Annotated in this window: 17 protein-coding genes; 6 read left to right on the top strand and 11 right to left on the bottom strand. The window is 64.3% G+C overall.

Annotated elements, in window-relative coordinates; translation table 11 throughout:
• Positions 1 to 11 precede the first annotated feature (11 nt).
• Positions 12 to 1,808: a DUF885 domain-containing protein gene (locus A8V01_RS09485; RefSeq protein ID WP_425437301.1), complete on the bottom strand. Its 1,797-nt coding sequence runs from the start codon at positions 1,806 to 1,808 to the stop codon at positions 12 to 14.
• Positions 1,809 to 1,911: 103 nt separating this feature from the next.
• Between A8V01_RS09485 and A8V01_RS09480 the strand changes: the two genes are divergently transcribed.
• Entirely contained in the window at positions 1,912 to 2,124 is a 213-nt protein-coding gene (locus A8V01_RS09480; protein WP_103095608.1) for a hypothetical protein, read from the top strand.
• 39 nt (positions 2,125 to 2,163) lie between these two features.
• Here A8V01_RS09480 and A8V01_RS09475 read toward each other — a convergent pair whose 3' ends face one another.
• Positions 2,164 to 2,820, bottom strand: a complete 657-nt coding sequence (locus tag A8V01_RS09475) for an alpha/beta hydrolase (protein ID WP_103095607.1) — start codon at positions 2,818 to 2,820, stop codon at positions 2,164 to 2,166.
• A 136-nt stretch (positions 2,821 to 2,956) separates the two neighbouring features.
• Between A8V01_RS09475 and A8V01_RS09470 the strand changes: the two genes are divergently transcribed.
• Genes A8V01_RS09470 through A8V01_RS09460 form a run of 3 tightly spaced genes read left to right on the top strand, consistent with a single transcriptional unit; the run spans position 2,957 to position 5,431 of the window.
• Positions 2,957 to 4,012: a cysteine desulfurase family protein gene (locus A8V01_RS09470; protein ID WP_103095606.1), complete on the top strand. Its 1,056-nt coding sequence runs from the start codon at positions 2,957 to 2,959 to the stop codon at positions 4,010 to 4,012.
• Positions 4,009 to 5,097 carry a cysteine desulfurase family protein gene (locus tag A8V01_RS09465; protein ID WP_103095605.1) on the top strand — a complete coding sequence of 363 codons (1,089 nt, stop codon included), beginning with the start codon at positions 4,009 to 4,011 and terminating at the stop codon, positions 5,095 to 5,097. Before A8V01_RS09470 ends, A8V01_RS09465 begins: the two co-directional genes overlap by 4 nt.
• 1 nt (position 5,098) lies before the next feature.
• Positions 5,099 to 5,431 (top strand): 2Fe-2S iron-sulfur cluster-binding protein, encoded by a 333-nt coding sequence (locus tag A8V01_RS09460; RefSeq protein ID WP_103095604.1) that lies wholly within the window; start codon positions 5,099 to 5,101, stop codon positions 5,429 to 5,431.
• A 10-nt stretch (positions 5,432 to 5,441) separates the two neighbouring features.
• Here the strand turns inward: A8V01_RS09460 and A8V01_RS09455 are convergent, their stop codons facing one another.
• Positions 5,442 to 6,299 (bottom strand): DUF4349 domain-containing protein, encoded by an 858-nt coding sequence (locus A8V01_RS09455; protein WP_103095603.1) that lies wholly within the window; start codon positions 6,297 to 6,299, stop codon positions 5,442 to 5,444.
• A gap of 110 nt (positions 6,300 to 6,409) precedes the next feature.
• Here A8V01_RS09455 and parC point away from each other — a divergent pair, with 110 nt between their 5' ends.
• Positions 6,410 to 8,704, top strand: a complete 2,295-nt coding sequence (gene parC / locus A8V01_RS09450) for a DNA topoisomerase IV subunit A (RefSeq protein ID WP_103095602.1) — start codon at positions 6,410 to 6,412, stop codon at positions 8,702 to 8,704.
• 30 nt (positions 8,705 to 8,734) lie between these two features.
• Here the strand turns inward: parC and A8V01_RS09445 are convergent, their stop codons facing one another.
• The 7 genes from A8V01_RS09445 to A8V01_RS09415 form a co-directional block, all read right to left on the bottom strand.
• The gene (locus A8V01_RS09445; RefSeq protein WP_103095601.1) at positions 8,735 to 9,379 is read right to left on the bottom strand and encodes a retropepsin-like aspartic protease family protein; all 645 of its coding nucleotides are present in this window, start codon (positions 9,377 to 9,379) and stop codon (positions 8,735 to 8,737) included.
• Between the two features lie 43 nt (positions 9,380 to 9,422).
• Positions 9,423 to 10,055 carry a retropepsin-like aspartic protease family protein gene (locus A8V01_RS09440; protein ID WP_103095600.1) on the bottom strand — a complete coding sequence of 211 codons (633 nt, stop codon included), beginning with the start codon at positions 10,053 to 10,055 and terminating at the stop codon, positions 9,423 to 9,425.
• Complete coding sequence (locus A8V01_RS09435; protein WP_103095599.1) at positions 10,052 to 11,236, bottom strand: CCA tRNA nucleotidyltransferase; 1,185 nt, start codon at positions 11,234 to 11,236, stop codon at positions 10,052 to 10,054. Before A8V01_RS09435 ends, A8V01_RS09440 begins: the two co-directional genes overlap by 4 nt.
• On the bottom strand, positions 11,229 to 11,849 hold the full coding sequence (locus tag A8V01_RS09430) for a CoA pyrophosphatase (protein ID WP_103095598.1): 621 nt from the start codon (positions 11,847 to 11,849) through the stop codon (positions 11,229 to 11,231). The genes A8V01_RS09435 and A8V01_RS09430 overlap by 8 nt, the downstream gene beginning before the upstream one ends.
• Entirely contained in the window at positions 11,846 to 12,406 is a 561-nt protein-coding gene (locus tag A8V01_RS09425; RefSeq protein ID WP_103095597.1) for a DUF1285 domain-containing protein, read from the bottom strand. Before A8V01_RS09425 ends, A8V01_RS09430 begins: the two co-directional genes overlap by 4 nt.
• Positions 12,407 to 12,473: 67 nt before the next feature.
• Positions 12,474 to 13,004, bottom strand: a complete 531-nt coding sequence (locus A8V01_RS09420; protein ID WP_103095596.1) for a GNAT family N-acetyltransferase — start codon at positions 13,002 to 13,004, stop codon at positions 12,474 to 12,476.
• A 74-nt stretch (positions 13,005 to 13,078) separates the two neighbouring features.
• Complete coding sequence (locus tag A8V01_RS09415; protein ID WP_103095595.1) at positions 13,079 to 14,245, bottom strand: PQQ-dependent sugar dehydrogenase; 1,167 nt, start codon at positions 14,243 to 14,245, stop codon at positions 13,079 to 13,081.
• 10 nt (positions 14,246 to 14,255) lie between these two features.
• Between A8V01_RS09415 and A8V01_RS09410 the strand changes: the two genes are divergently transcribed.
• A complete protein-coding gene (locus A8V01_RS09410) occupies positions 14,256 to 14,888 on the top strand; it encodes a ribonuclease HII (RefSeq protein ID WP_103095594.1) in 633 nt (210 codons plus the stop codon).
• Here A8V01_RS09410 and A8V01_RS09405 read toward each other — a convergent pair.
• Complete coding sequence (locus A8V01_RS09405) at positions 14,885 to 15,088, bottom strand: hypothetical protein (RefSeq protein ID WP_103095593.1); 204 nt, start codon at positions 15,086 to 15,088, stop codon at positions 14,885 to 14,887. The genes A8V01_RS09410 and A8V01_RS09405 overlap by 4 nt on opposite strands.
• Positions 15,089 to 15,320 lie beyond the last annotated feature (232 nt).

Below are 15,320 nucleotides of genomic sequence, written 5' to 3'. Positions count from 1 at the left end.
GACGCCGTGCCTCAGCACTTCTTCATGGCGATGTATTCGCTGACGTTCTGTGCCAGCACGTCGAGCGGGACGTTGCCGCCGTCGACGATCGTCTGGTCGTAATCGCGAAGGTCGTAGGCAGAGCCCAGCGCATCCTGCGCGCGCTTTCGCTGCGCCACGATCTGCGAATGCCCCATCTTGTAACCGCATGCCTGCCCCGGCCATGAGCAGTAGCGGTCCACTTCGTTGACGACTTCGTCGCGCTTGTTGCCGTTCTTTTCCATGAAGAAGCGCACCGCCTGTTCACGCGTCCAGCCCTTGGCGTGAAGGCCGGTATCGACGACCATGCGGCAGGCGCGGAAAGCGAGTGACTGCAGGTATCCCAGCCGTCCGACCGGATCGTCATCGTAAGCGCCCAGCTCGTCGGCCAGTTGTTCGCCATAAAGGGCCCAGCCTTCGGAATAGGCGTTGAACGCCAGGATCGAGCGGATCAGCGGCAGCCTGTTGCCATATTCACCCTGCCAGACGTGGCCGGGGATGGCTTCGTGATGAACCAGCGTCGGCAGATCGTACTTGCGGTGAAGGTCGGTGCTGCGCAAGTTGATCCACATCTTGCCCGGAACGCTGCCATCCTTCGAGCCTGCGCCGCCGTAGGCGGTCGGCGCGCCGGGTTCTTCGGAAAGCGGCAGGCGGCGGACCTCGACATTACCGGGTACGAGTTCGCGGAAGGCGCGCGGCATCTGTGCGCGAATCCAGTCGACACGCTGCTGGATGAAGCCAAGGATTTCCGCGCGGCCCGGATCGCCCGGCGCGAACATGAAGCGCTTGTCCTCGCCCAGAGCGGTCATCCTCGCACCTACAGTGCCGCTTGTGTAGCCAAGAGACTTGAGGATCGGGTCCATGCGCGCGTGCAGGTCGGCAAGTTCCTGGAGTCCACGCTGGTGGACTTCTTCGGGCGGAACGCGGGTGGTGGTGCTGGCACGCAAGGCCCAGGCGTAATACTCGGCACCATGCGGCCTTTCGCGCATGCCCGGATCGCTTTTGGCAAGACCGCGCTGACGCTGAAGTTCGGCAAGCTGACGCTGCAGTGCAGGGACAACTTCGGCAGCGATAATGCGGCGGGCATCGACGGCCCATGTGCCGCGCATCTGCCCGGTACGCCCGGCGATAGACGCGGCGAGGCTGCCGCCGTCGTTCTGCGCGTCAGCGATGGTGCTGGTCATCTGCGCGATGGCCCGGTCAAGCAGGAAGTCGGGCGCGACAAGGCCCTTCGCGGTGGCATCGACGATGCGTTCGCGCTCTCCGTCAAGCTGGGCGTCGAACTGCGAAAGGCGCGCGATCCACGCGTCGGCATCAGCAGCGGTCTTCACGGGATGGTCGGCATCGAGGAAGCGGGGCGCATCGAGGTAGGCGCCGACATTCTGGATGACCACGTAAGGCGTATTGCGCCAGCCACCCACCGCGACATCGCCGTAGGGCAGGGCGAACCCTTCGAGCGCGGTGGCAAAGGCGCTCTTTACCACGGCCAGGCTGGTGCGGGTGGAATGGTCGAGCCCGGCCGTGCCCAGCGCCTGCACTTGCGCAAGCCCCTTTCTCAGAGTGGCGGCATAGGCTTCGCGCCCGGCTGCCGAACGGTCCTCCATGCGGGAACGCAGCCCTGCATGCTCGCCGATATCGACGCCCAGACCGGTAGCGCTTTCGGGTACGTGTTCGAGCAGGCTCCACGCGATGGTGTCAAGCAGGGCTGCCGGGTCCGGCCTTGCCGGCGACGTCGCCAATGCACGTGCGGGCAGGGTAGCGGCGGCGGTGCCGGCGGCGAGCAGGTGCATGGCGCTTCGGCGGGAGTATGAGCGGGGGGATTGGTTCATCGCCGGACGATGGCGCTGGCGCTCACGGGTGTCAAATGCGCCTCGACTGGGTTAGGGAAAGGGCATGGATATCGCGCTTTCCCTGCTCGTACTGACCGTCGTGGCCCTTGTACTGGGGGCGATCGCGCTGCTTCGCCGGGGCGGTTATCGCAAGCAGGCGGCGCTTATGCTGGTTCTGGCCGGGGTGATGATCGTCAACATCGTCATCTGGACCCTGCCCAATCGCGAAGGCCGGTCTTTATCGAGCGAGGCGAAAAAGGAACAGGCGCCGGAGTGATGCTCCGACGCCTGCGATGAATATCCTTGCCCTGACGGATTACTTGATCGGACAATCCGGCGCGAGGCGCATGTCGAGATAATTGTCGACCGAGCGCATCAGTTCGGGCGTTTCGTGCTCGAAGAAGTGGTTGGCGCGCGGGATCTCGTCGTGGTGGATGGTGATGTGCTTCTGCGTGCGCAGCTTGTCTACCAGCTTCTGCACGGCGTTGGGCGTAACCACCGTGTCGCCGGTGCCCTGAATGATGATCCCGGAAGCGGGGCAGGGCGCGAGGAACGAGAAGTCGTACATGTTCGCGGGCGGGGCCACCGAGATGAAGCCGCGGATTTCCGGGCGACGCATCAGCAGCTGCATGCCGATCAGCGCACCGAAGGAATAGCCTGCAATCCAGGTGGTCGAAGCTTCGGGGTGGATCGACTGCACCCAGTCAAGCGCGGCAGCCGCGTCGGACAGTTCGCCAATGCCATTGTCGAAGCTGCCCTGGCTGCGGCCGACGCCGCGGAAGTTGAAGCGCAGGGTGGCAAAGCCGCGCGCCACGAATGTCTTGTAGAGGTGCTGGGTGATGCGGTCGTTCATCGTGCCGCCCGCCTGCGGGTGCGGGTGGAGGATCATCGCCACCGGCGCGCGCGGGCGCGTTGCGGGCTGGAAACGACCTTCGAGACGACCTTCGGGACCGGGGAAGATGACTGCGGGCATGGGTGTTTGCGGCCTGACCTGTTGAAACTCCCGCGAGTCGCCTGTGCAGCGATCCTTCGCGGGAGTGGAAAAGAGGAAGGTTGGCTATATAGAAATATTCGTCCCGAAAACAACTTCACAAGCAACCTCGCAGGCAATGGCCCTTCAGAACATCTATCTCGACCACGCAGCGACCACGCCGATGCTGCCCTCTGCACGCGAAGCATGGCTTGATGGCGCGGCAATCTGGGCCAATCCGTCCAGCCCTCATGCACCGGGTCGCGCCGCTCGCGCTGCGCTTGAGGATGCACGGGCGCGGGTAAAGGCAGCGCTGGGCTGGCAGGGCGAAGTTATCTTCACTTCGGGCGCGAGCGAGGCTCTGGCGCTGGGCCTTGGCCGGGCCAAGGCGGAGCAGCGGTTTGTCTCTGCGGTGGAGCATGACGCGGTGTTCCGCGCCGCCCCCGACGCAAACGTCATCCCGATGCGCGATGGCGAGGTGGATGCAGAGGCGCTTGGCGCCGCACTTTCCGAAGGCGGGCGCGCCGTGGTGGCGGTTCAGTCGATCAACTCGGAAGCGGGCACCGTGCTTTTGCCCTTTGCGCGCAATCTGCTGGCCGAGCAGGTGCGTGAGAGCGGCGGGCTGTTCCTTGCCGATTGTTCGCAGTCTGCCGGAAAGGTTGCCTTGCCCGATGCGGACATGCTTGTGCTTTCTGCGCACAAGCTGGGCGGTCCGATCGGCGTCGGCGCGCTGCTGGTGCGCGACTTCGCGATGATTGAGCCGACCGGCGGGCAGGAGCGCGGCTATCGTGCGGGAACCGAGAACCTGCCGGGCGCGCTGGGCTTCGCCGCGGCTTTGGAGGCGGGCGGCATTGAAAGCTGGGCGACCAGCGCGGAACAGCGGTTCGATTTCAGGAACCGCCTTCAGCTACATGGCGAAGTGATCCAGCCCGGCGTGCAGTGCTCGCACATCTTTGCCGTCGCCGCGCCGAAGATTTCCGCTACGGCGATGCTTATCCGGATGGATGCCAAGGGCTTTGCGATCTCTGCGGGGAGCGCCTGTTCCTCCGGCACACTCAAGCAGAGCCGGGTGCTGCAGGGCTTTGGCATCGATCCCGAAACGGCGAAGCGCACGGTCCGTGTTTCGCTGGGGTGGAATACCACGCCTGCTGAACTGGACGGCTTTGCCGATGCCTGGGCAGAGGTGAATGCGTGATTTATCTCGACTATCAGGCAACCACGCCGCTGGCACCCGAAGCGCGCGAGGCCATGCTGCCCTGGCTGGCCGGGCCGGAGTGGCAGCGCGGCGCGGGCGGCTTCGCCAATCCCCATAGTCCGCATCGCCCCGGCCGCGCTGCTGCTGCTGCCATCGAAGTGGCGCGTGAACAGGTCGCTGCTTTGCTGCCGCAGGGTGGACAGGTGATCTTTACTTCGGGGGCGACGGAGGCGATCAACCTTGCGATCCTTGGCAGCGGAATGCGCCGTCTGGCGGTGTCGGCGATCGAACATGCAGCGGTGCTGGATACCGCGCGCAGCATCGATCCGGGGATGACGGTCCTGCCGGTCGATGCGGATGGCATCGTCACCGATCCGGTCATTCCGGCAGGCACCGGGCTTGTCGCTGTGATGCAGGTGAACAACGAGATCGGCGCGGTCCAGCCGGTCGAACGGCTTGCCGACTGCGCGCACGCCGCCGGAGCGCTGTTTTTGTGTGACGCCGTGCAGGGTGCCGGAAAGATCGCGCCCCCCGCGAATGCAGACATGATCGCGATCAGCGCGCACAAACTTCACGGCCCGAAAGGAATAGGTGCGCTCTGGGTGCGCGACGGGCTGGACCTTGTGCCGCTGATGCGCGGGGGCGGACAGGAGCAGGGGCTTCGATCGGGGACGCTCAGCCCGATGCTGTGCGCGGGGTTCGGTGCTGCCGCTGCAGTCTCCGGCGCGCGCATGACGCAGGATGCGGAACACTGCGCGGCGCTTTGGCATGCCGCGCGTGCTGTCCTGAACCGCTGGACGCTCAACGGGCCTGCGACCGATCGCTGGCACGGCAATCTCAATCTGCGCCTTGCCGGGCTGGACGTGGCGCGGCTTATGTCGGACCTTCGCGACATTGCCTTTTCGGCGGGCTCTGCCTGCGCCAGCGGTTCGGGCAGGCCCAGTCATGTGCTGCGCGCGCTGGGACTTTCGGATAGGGAAGCCAAAAGCTCTATCCGTCTGGGATTCGGGCGATATAGTAGCTTACGGGAAGTTGAGGATGCCTGCGCCAGAATAGAAGCCGCTGCGGCGGCGCAGGGAGTATGACTTGGTTGACGTACTGTTTGTGAACATCGACGGGTCGCGGGTTTCGGCACAGGCCGAACCGGGATCGCGGCTGCTGGAAGTGGCTCAGAATGCCGGGATGCCGCTGGAAGGAACGTGCGAAGGGCAGATGGCCTGCTCCACCTGCCACGTGATCATCTCGCCCGACTGGTTCGACAAGCTGATCCCTGCATCGGATGATGAGGAAGATATGCTCGATCTTGCCGCCGGGGTCACGCGCACCAGCCGCCTGTCCTGCCAGATCGAACTGACCGATGCGCTGGACGGCATCGCGGTGCGCATTCCCGGCGTGGTCAGGGACATGCAGATCGGCTGATCCGCCCGGCTTATGCCGGTGGGCGCAGGCGCAGCATGGCCCAGCGAACAGCCAGACCGATAGCGCCCAGCGGGATGGCTACCGCGCCCAGCATGATCAAGATTGCCACGATCGTGCCCAGCACCGTGCTTACGCTGCCAAGAGCGCCCCGGATCGGTGCAAGGAAGCCGCCGCTGGCAGGCGACCCGGCCCGATACGTCAGGTTCACGCGGCTGAAGTTCACGCGATTCTGCATTTCCGCCAGCCAGCTACGCGCCTGGTCGATTTCCTCGTTCACTTGTGCCACGCCGCGTTCTGCTTCGACGAGTTCCGCGACCGTTCCCTTGCGGGTGGCCAGCACTTCCATCAGCCGATCGCGTAGCACGGTCCTTGCGCGCAGCCGTGCTTCAGTATCGACCATCTGCTTGGACAAATCCTCGCCCGAAATGCCGCCCGATACCTGTGAGCCGCCGGCACTTCCTGCAACCCGGCCCAGTTCCACGCCAAAGGCGCGTGCGCGCGGTGCCGCGACTGCCAGGGAGAGCGATCCGGAAGCGTAATTACCTTCGGCACTGCCCTGCTTCATGTCGAGGATCTGGCACTGCGTCGGTCCCAGCCGCTCGCACATGTCGGCCTGTTTGCGCTGCACATCGGCGATGCGGTCGGCAGGCAGGCGATAGCCGTATTCATAGACATAGGCGATGCGCGGGGCATTCTGTGCGCTGACCGAGATCGCATCGGACTTCTTACCCTCGCCAGCAGCCTGTGGAGGCTTTTCCTCGGCGATGTCCACCGTCGTCGCCCGTTGCTCGGCGGCAGGTTCGCTGCCGCAGCCGGAAACGGCGACGGTCAGCAGCATCGATACCAGCAGCGAACGGCGCATCATCATCCCCTTGAAAGTCCCGCGATTCGCATTCGAAGCTATCCCAGGTCCAAGTTCTGGAAAACGGCCGAAATCGGCTTTGGCAAGGAGCGTGGCGCTGCTAGGGTCCAGCCACCATGGTGACCACGACAGACGACGAATCCGATCCCTTCGACGCCATCGTCGACGCGCCCTTCGATGCGGCGTTGTCTGAACGCTATCTCGTCTACGCGCTGTCGACTATTACCGCGCGCTCGCTGCCTGATCTGCGGGACGGTTTGAAGCCCGTCCACCGCCGCCTGCTCTGGGCGATGCGGCAGCTCAAGCTGGACCCTGCCAGCGCCTACAAGAAGTCTGCCCGCGTGGTGGGCGACGTCATCGGTAAATATCACCCGCATGGCGACGCTTCGGTCTATGATGCGATGGTCCGTCTCGCGCAGGATTTCTCGCTGCGCTATCCGCTGGTGCAGGGGCAGGGCAACTTCGGCAACATCGACGGCGATAACGCGGCAGCCTATCGTTATACCGAGGCTCGCCTTACCAAGACCGCGATGCAGCTCATGGCCGGGCTGGACGAAGGCACTGTCGACTTCATCCCGACATATAACGGCGAAGAGAGCGAGCCGGACATCTTCCCCGGCCTGTTCCCGAACCTGCTGGCGAACGGCGCCACCGGCATCGCAGTAGGCATGGCAACATCGATCCCCAGCCACAACGTCGCCGAGATCATCGATGCGACGCTGCTGCTGATCGATAATCCCCATGCCGAGCATGCCCAGTTGATGGAAGTGTTCAAGGGGCCGGACTTCGCAACCGGCGGCCTGGTGGTCGACAGCCCGGAAGCGATCAGCCACGCATACGAAACCGGCAAGGGCGCTTTCCGCGTGCGCGGCCGCTTCTCTACCGGGCGCAATACGGATGGTGGCTGGGAAGACACCGGCATCGAAAAGCTGGGTTCCGGTCAGTGGCAGCTTGTCGTCAGTGAAATTCCCTACATGCTGGCCAAGGGCAAGCTGATCGAGCAGATCGCAGCCCTGATCGGTGATCGCAAACTGCCGATCCTCGAAGACGTGCGCGACGAAAGCGATGAGGAAATCCGCATCGTCCTCGTTCCCAAAAGCCGCAACGTCGATCCGGAGCTGCTGAAGGAAAGCCTCTATAAACTGACCGAGCTGGAAAGCCGGTTCAGCCTGAACCTCAACGTCCTGGATTCCCACCGCACGCCGGGGGTGCTGGGGCTCAAGCTGCTGCTGTCGGAATGGATCTACAGCCAGATCGATATCCTGCTGCGCCGCACCCGGCACCGGCTGGAAAAGATCGCGTCGCGCCTTGAACTGGTTGCAGGCTATATCATCGCGTACCTCAACCTTGACCGGATCATCGAGATCATCCGGACCGAGGACGAGCCCAAGCCGGTGATGATGGCTGAATTCGAACTGACCGACCGTCAGGCCGAAGCCATCCTCAACATGCGCCTGCGCAGCTTGCGCAAGCTGGAAGAGATGGAGCTTCGCAAGGAGCACGAAGACCTGCTGAAAGAGCAGGACGAGCTTAACAAGCTGCTCGAAAGCCCGGCCCGCCAGCGCACCCGCATCAAGCGCGACCTTGCAACCCTGCGCAAGGACTACGCCGAAGAGACGGCGCTGGGCCGCCGCCGCACCACGATCGCGCAGGCGACGAAAACGGTCGAATTCAGCATGGACGCGATGATCGAGAAGGAGCCGGTCACGGTGGTCCTCTCGGCTCGTGGCTGGATCAGGGCGGCAAAGGGCCATGTCGCCCTCGACGGTGATTTCAAGTTCAAGGAAGGCGATGGCCCTGCCTTCGCTTTCCATGCACAGACGACCGACAAGCTGCTGATTGCACTTGATAACGGCCGTTTCTACACGCTTGGCGCAGACAAGCTGCCGGGCGCGCGAGGCTTTGGTGAGCCGATCCGCACGATGGTGGATATCGACGCCGAAGCGCACATCGTAGCGGCCATTCCATACAGGGCGAAGGGGCAGCTGCTGCTGGCTTCGAATATCGGTCGCGGCTTTGCGGCGGAGATGGACGAACTGTTGGCCGAAACCCGAAAGGGGCGCGCGGTCATGTCCACCAAGCCCGGCGTGACCTTGACCGTCGTGCGCGAAATTCCGGCCGAGCATGATCATGTCGCGGTGGTCGGTGACAATCGCAAGCTGGTGATCTTCAGTCTTGAAGAACTTCCGGTCATGGCCAAGGGGCAGGGCGTTACGCTTCAGCGTTATCGCGATGGCGGCATGGCCGACGTGACTACGCTGAAGCTGGAGGATGGCCTGTCGTGGACGATGGGCGGCGAAAGCGGGCGCACGCGGACCGAAAAGGACATGGCCTTGTGGAAGGTTGCACGCGGGGCGGCGGGACGTTTGCCGCCCAACGGATTCCCGCGGGATAACAAGTTCCAAGGGTAGCTTGATGCTGCCGGGGCAGGCACGCGAATGTCAGCCCGGCACATCCTGCGGGTGATGGGGCACGAGTATCAGCGTCTTGCCCTCCACCCGCCAACTGGCGAGGCGTGACAGCAGGTTCATGCCGATGACGTTCGCATCGCCAAGGCCCGGCGCAACAACGGCGTCGATCTCGCGCGCCACGACATTGCCCATGCGCAATTCATCGATCACCGCCAGTTGCGCCTCGACCGTGCCGTTAGCGGTGCGCATCAGCACCGAACGATTGAGCGGATTGGCCTTGAGCCCCGCTTCCTGAGCGGTCGCAGGCGAAATCGCGGTGAGCGTGGCGCCGGTATCGACAAGGAAATCCCGCTTCACGCCGTTGACGGACGCGCTGATCCAGAAGTGCCCGTCGGGCTGCATCGGCACGCGCGTTTCCCCGCCCGCCACGCTCTGGCGTTCGATGCCAAGCTGGGGCAGGGCGAAATCTGCACCCGTAGTCAGGCGGGTTACCTGCGCGATCGTCAGCAGCATCGCGGCAAGCAGGCCCAGGTTGCCAACCCCGCGCAAAAGACCGCCGAGTAGTGGCAACGGGCGCCGCAACATGCCGCCGACGACGCTCGCAACGATGCCCGCAGCGGCAAGTGCCAGCAGCGGCTGGCCGGCAAGAAAGCGCAGGATTTCGGTAAAGTCCATGGTGGGCACGTCTATCACACGATGGCTTTCGGGCGGCTGACTATCATTTCTGCTTCGGCGTCAGGATCAGCCGATTGCCTTCGACACGCCAGGCGGCGAGTTGCGACAGCAGGTTCATGCCGATGACATTGGTGTCGACTTCGGTGTCGGGGCCGATGGCGACTGTCAGCGCGTTTGCCTCAATGCCGCCGAAGCGAAGAACATCCGCCGTGCCCCTCCGCGCGACAATGGAGCCGTTGGCCGTTTCGAGGATCATGCCGCGATCATCGGGATCAGGCTGGATGCCGACCCGCTGAGCCACTCGCTGCGACACGCCGGTATAAGTGGCGCCTGTATCGATCAGGAATTCGACGGGCGTGCCGTTCAGTTGTGCCTCAACCCAGAAATGTCCGTCTGCGCGCATGGCGACGATGGTTTCCCGGCCGACGATCTCGGCAGGTCGGGTGGCATCGAGCCAGAGCGCAGCCTCGGATCGGCCGTTGTGCCCGGCCAGTTCCGCCACCGTCAGCAGCAGCGCGGCGACCAGCCCAAGGTACGCGCAATTGCGCATGACCTGCCCAAGCCGTGGATGTCCCGCAGTGACCATTCCGGCGGCGACCGCAAGCAGGATTGCGGCGATCGTCAGCGACAGCAGCGGCTGCGCGATCAGGAAGCCGGTCAGGTCGGCAAGGTTCACGCCCGTGGTTCCGCAAGGATCTCGTCAAGCAGGGCATCGATGCGGCTGCCTTCGGGGAAGCCCTCTGCAATCCAGCGGTCCTCGACGCGGCGCAGGATGCGGGCCACGTCAGGTCCGGCACCGACCCCGCGCGCCACGATCTGCCCGCCTTTCAGTGGCATCGCCGGCGGCTGCCAGTCTACGATCGAGGACACGTCCGCTCCGCTAATCAGCAGCCGGTCCAGCGCCGCATCACGACCAAGACGATAGGCAAGCGCGCGGGCATCTCCTGTCGCACCGTCGCGCGCGGCAGCCAGAGCGAGGCGCTTCTTCTGTGCAGCTGACAGGCGAAAACGCGCTGCAACCTGCTCTGCCAGCGCTGGTTGCGCGGGAAGCAAGGCCGCCAGCCTGCGGATTGCATCCGGCGCTATGCCCTGCGCCTGTTCGGCAGCGACCAGTGCTGCCAGCGCAGCGGGGTCGGCTTCGGGCAGGATGACCTCAAGCACGCCGAGTTCGCGCATCCGCTGAACGGTCGGCGCGGGATCGGCAAGGCCAAGCAGGTTCATCGTCTCCATGCCGACCCGCTCGCGCGAAAGGCCCTTGAGCGTGGCGGCCAGTTCCGAACAGGCGCTTTCCGCCTCTTCATCTGCAGGCGTGGAGCCGAAGCGCGCCTGAAAACGGAAGTAGCGCAGGATGCGCAGGTGATCTTCGCGGATGCGCTGGCGGGCATCGCCGATGAAGCGCACGCGGCGGGCGGCAAGATCAGCCATGCCGCCAAACCAGTCGTGGACGTATCCGGTCAGCGGATCGGCATAAAGCGCGTTGATCGTGAAATCGCGCCGCGCTGCGTCCTCGCGCCAGTCTTCGGCGAAGGCCACGGTGGCACGGCGACCATCGGTGGAGACGTCATGACGCAGGGTCGTGATCTCTACAGGGCCCATGGAGAGAACAGCGGTGACGGTGCCATGTTCGATGCCCGTGGGAACGTTGCGGATTCCTGCAGCATTCAGCCGTTCGATCACCGCGTCAGGGCGAAGCACGGTTGCCATATCAATATCCTTGACCGGCAGGCCCAGCAGCGTGTCACGCACCGCCCCGCCGACATAGCGGGCGTTGCCCTCGCCAAGCGCGGTGACAAGTGCCGCAAGGTCTTCGCGGTGCATCCACGGGGCGTTCAGCAGTGCGGCAGAATTCTCAGGCATCGGATGGTCTTTCGAGCCAGTTCAGGCGACCGGCAAGGTTATGGAGGATCGCTCCGGTAACGCCCCAGATGACATGGTCCTGGCGGCTGTCGTTCCAGATGATCTCGATGAAGCTGTGGCGGCGGCCTTCGAACTCGACGTTGCGGGTGGCCTGATTGGCGGGGTCGAGCACGAAGTCGACCGGCGCCTCGAACCATTGTGCGACTTCGGCAGGGTTGGGGTAGATCGGCAGGTCGGGCGGGATGATACCTACGACCGGGGTGATCTCATAGCCGCTGCCGGTGCGATAGATGTCGCTGGTGCCAATCACGCGCACGTCGCCGGCGTCGATGCCAAGCTCCTCGTTGGCTTCGCGAAGCGCGGCCTCGACGGCATTTTCGCCGGGGTCGATCCGGCCGCCGGGGAATGCAATCTGGCCGGGATGCGCACGCATGTTCGAGGGGCGATGAAGGAGCAGGATGCCGGGACGTTCACGCTCTGTAATGGCGATAAGCACCGCAGCCGGTGTGAACTGCGCGATGTCCTGGATCCGGGGATCGCTCCACAGGCGCGGCGGCGCGGCGGCGTGACCGGCCTCCAACTGACGCGATACCTGATCGAACAACGCGCTCATGCAGGGACTAACGAGAAGCGTGCGCCCTTGCTGGTCGCTGCCGGGGCTTCCCCTTCCGGCAGCATCCCGGTCAGCGCTATCTCCACCAGCTGTGCGTAAGTGCTGCGATTGAGGCGCGCGCGGGTGCCGTGGCGGACGGCGACGTAGAGAGCGGGCGTTTCGGGATCACCTGCGGCCACGATCGGGTGGTCGGGCCCGGCGATGACGAGATCGTCGGTGTTGAGGCGGAAGATGAGCGCGTCCCCCTCCTGCTTGACGTCGATGGCGATGAACGCGGCATCCTCGACCGCGATGGCGAGCTTCTGCGTAGGTGTGACCAGCCAGTGCTGGCCATCAGGATCGCAGGTCAGCAGCGATGCGAAGGCGCGGACCATTGCCGGACGGCGGATTTCGCCTTCCTGGTGGAACCAGCGGCCGTCGGCGGCGATGCGCATCTCGCTGTGGCCGGTCTTTGCGGGCGACCACTGATCGACCGGCGGCAGCTTGCGCGCGGCGACCAGCCCGGCCACTTCGTCCAGGCTGAGCGCGGCAAGTTCGGGGGGCGGTTCATAAGGCATCGTTTCGCGATGCCAGATAGGGCTTCGCGCGCCAAGGTCCAGTGTGGTCAGTAACGCGCGAGGGCGCTTAGCGCAGCCACGGTCCCAACATGCCGCGTTCGGGCAGCACGGCGATGTTGGCGCAGCGTACTAGCAGACGGCGGCGTTCGAACGGTCCGGGCAGATCCCAGCCTTCGGTGCCTTCGTTGGAAAACCCCCAGAACCGCCCGTAATATTCGGGATCGCCGATCATGACCTGCGGCAGTGGCGCACGGTCATCGATGCTGGCCATGCTGGTGGACATCAGCGCCTGACCATAGCCCATGCCTTGATGGCCGGGCATCACGGCAACCGGGCCGACCATGATCATCGGGAAGGGGCGGCCTTCGGGCGTGTTGAGCGCAACCGGCCAGCACTGGATCGTGCCCACCAGCATTTCGCTGGCATCGAGCGCGGCGAAGCTGAGCGCGGGAAGCCAGTCCGTACCTTCGCGCACCTTGTAAGCGGTGCGCTTGTGGCGTTCAGGCTCAAACGCGGCGTCGAGCAGTTCCTCGACGAGCGCGGGGTCGACATTGTCGAGCGGAATGATGGTGGCGGCTTCGGACTGGGTCTGGGTCATGGCGCGCGCGCGATAGGAGGGGCACAGCGTTTTGTCGATTCAATTCGCGCTGCGCCAGCCCGCGTGAACTTGCGTCAGCCCGCCGGAGTCAGTCGGAGCAGGTGGCCGCTGTCGCTGCCTTCGCCGTCTTCGAGCAGCCAGATCGCGCCATCCGGACCTTGCCGTATTTCGCGAATGCGGTTGTCCAGCGGATAGCGTGCTTCTTCCTTCGCTTTCTCCCCATCGATGGAGACGCGCACAAGCCCGGTGGCGACAAGCCCGGTGATGATCGCCTGGTTCTTCCATGCGGGGAACAGATCGCCGGTGTAGAAGATGAAGTCGCCGGGCGCGATCACCGGGTTCCAGCTGATCGCAGGCTGGGCGAGATCAGGACGGGTCGAATTGCGCGGGATCGGACGACCGTCGTAATGATCGCCGTCCGAAACCAGCGGCCAGCCATAGTTGGCGCCGGCTTTCACGAGGTTCAGTTCGTCTCCTCCGGCGGGGCCGTGTTCGAGATCCCACAAGCGCCCCTGTTCGTCGAAGGCGAGGCCCAGGATATTGCGGTGCCCGTAAGACCAGATCTGGTTGGTTGGCGCCGGCTTGTCGGCAAAGGGATTGCCGGGGGCAGGGGTGCCGTCCGGCAGCAGCCGCACCACTTTGCCGAGATTGGCGCCGAGATCCTGTGCAGGGGTGAACTTCTGCCGTTCCCCCGATGCGATGAAAAGGTACTTGCCGTCCGGCGAGAACCGCAGCCGGTGCGAATAGTGGCCGCGCCCTGAGACTTTGGGGGTCTGGCGCCAGATGACCTTGAGGTTCTGCAGTGCGCATTCAGTGACCGCGCTGCACACGAGGTCCGCCTTGCCGACCGCCGCGCCGCGCGTATCGCCCGATCCGGCTTCGGCCCAGCTGAGATAGACCACGCGCTTGTCGAAGGTCTTGCTGGTTTGTCCCGGCGCGAAGATGAAGTCGCCAAGACCGCCTTGGCCGCCATAGTCGACCTTGGGTACGCCGCTGACTTCGCCGATGCGCCCATCGGGCGTGCGCAGCCGGATCGTGCCCTTCTTTTCCGTGACCACAAGTGTTCCGGTGCCTTCGTCGAACGCCATGGCCCAGGGTTCGTCGAACTGGGCAAGCGTTTCCACCTTGAAAGGCGTTCCCGTTTCGGTGGAGGCCGCCTTTTCCCCGGTGGCGGCATTGCCGCAGCTTGCGAGCGTCATCGCCAGCGGCGATAGGGCGATAAGGAGACGTCTTGCGAACATGCCGAGCCCAATGCTTGCACCATTCACGAGTTCCCTGAACGCGCCTGCGGCAACGAAACGTTACGTGATCGGTGTCGACGAGGCCGGTCGTGGCCCGCTTGCAGGCCCTGTTGTTGCAGGGGCGGTCGTGCTGTGCAAGCCGCGTCCATCCGGTCTGGACGATTCCAAGAAGCTTTCCGCCGCCCGTCGCGCCGAACTGGAGGCAACCATCAAGCGGCGTTGCCGGTGGGCTGTCGGCGTGGTCGAGGTGGAGGAAATCGACCGCCTCAACATCTTTGGCGCAACGATGCTGGCGATGACCCGCGCGGTCGCGGCGTTATGCGACGCGATAGGCGAGGAACCGGCAGAAGTGCTTGTCGACGGCAACATGACGCCCCGTGGCCGCCGCGAGGAATGGTGCTGGAATGCCCGCGCCATCGTGGGCGGGGATGCGATCGAGCCGTGTATCTCGGCGGCTTCGATCATCGCGAAGGAACATCGCGATCGCCTGATGCGCGAACTGGCGCTGGCGCATCCGCATTATGGGTGGGATCGCAATGCCGGTTACGGCACGCCGCAGCACCTTGCTGCATTGCGAGAGCATGGACCCACCCCCCACCACCGCCGCAGCTTCGCGCCGGTGGCGCAGCTTACGCTGCTTTAGGCGGCCAGCGCCAGGCCTTCGGACTTGGGCGCTTCGGCCTTGGGGGCCAGCGCTGCATCAGCGGCAACGGGCTTCTCGGCCAGGCCGGCGACATAGCGCTCAGCAAGGAGCACATCGCGGCGGTACGAGAAATAGAGCGAGATAAGCGAAAACATCGTGGCGACCTTGTAAGGGAGTATGTGCTTGCTGCGCTGCAGCATCGAGGGTCATTTGGGCGCTTGATGTGATTGCTGCAAATGCAACGTATCGGATGGGTGTTGCATAAAACTGCATCGCCATTTCCGGCGCGTGACAAAAAGTTATCCACGAGTCGCAGTGGCTGCAGCCACCACATCTTGAGTCATGGTGATTCGCGGTGACTCAAGATGTGGTGCCGGATTCGTTTTGTTCCCCTGCGCTGAACACGTGAATCACAAGGATTCACCACGAGTC

Source organism: Novosphingobium guangzhouense, assembly GCF_002896965.1.
Lineage (GTDB): Bacteria > Pseudomonadota > Alphaproteobacteria > Sphingomonadales > Sphingomonadaceae > Novosphingobium > Novosphingobium guangzhouense.
This window is presented reverse-complemented; position numbering and strand designations above follow the sequence as displayed.

Coding starts and splice junctions, on each gene's coding strand:
- A8V01_RS09485 (WP_425437301.1), bottom strand. CDS start 1,808: ATGCACCTGCTCGCCGCCGGCACCGCCGCCGCTACCCTGCCCGCACGT.
- A8V01_RS09480 (WP_103095608.1), top strand. CDS start 1,912: ATGGATATCGCGCTTTCCCTGCTCGTACTGACCGTCGTGGCCCTTGTA.
- A8V01_RS09475 (WP_103095607.1), bottom strand. CDS start 2,820: ATGCCCGCAGTCATCTTCCCCGGTCCCGAAGGTCGTCTCGAAGGTCGT.
- A8V01_RS09470 (WP_103095606.1), top strand. CDS start 2,957: ATGGCCCTTCAGAACATCTATCTCGACCACGCAGCGACCACGCCGATG.
- A8V01_RS09455 (WP_103095603.1), bottom strand. CDS start 6,299: ATGATGATGCGCCGTTCGCTGCTGGTATCGATGCTGCTGACCGTCGCC.
- parC (WP_103095602.1), top strand. CDS start 6,410: ATGGTGACCACGACAGACGACGAATCCGATCCCTTCGACGCCATCGTC.
- A8V01_RS09445 (WP_103095601.1), bottom strand. CDS start 9,379: ATGGACTTTACCGAAATCCTGCGCTTTCTTGCCGGCCAGCCGCTGCTG.
- A8V01_RS09435 (WP_103095599.1), bottom strand. CDS start 11,236: ATGCCTGAGAATTCTGCCGCACTGCTGAACGCCCCGTGGATGCACCGC.
- A8V01_RS09430 (WP_103095598.1), bottom strand. CDS start 11,849: ATGAGCGCGTTGTTCGATCAGGTATCGCGTCAGTTGGAGGCCGGTCAC.
- A8V01_RS09425 (WP_103095597.1), bottom strand. CDS start 12,406: ATGCCTTATGAACCGCCCCCCGAACTTGCCGCGCTCAGCCTGGACGAA.
- A8V01_RS09420 (WP_103095596.1), bottom strand. CDS start 13,004: ATGACCCAGACCCAGTCCGAAGCCGCCACCATCATTCCGCTCGACAAT.
- A8V01_RS09415 (WP_103095595.1), bottom strand. CDS start 14,245: ATGTTCGCAAGACGTCTCCTTATCGCCCTATCGCCGCTGGCGATGACG.
- A8V01_RS09410 (WP_103095594.1), top strand. CDS start 14,256: ATGCTTGCACCATTCACGAGTTCCCTGAACGCGCCTGCGGCAACGAAA.
- A8V01_RS09405 (WP_103095593.1), bottom strand. CDS start 15,088: ATGCTGCAGCGCAGCAAGCACATACTCCCTTACAAGGTCGCCACGATG.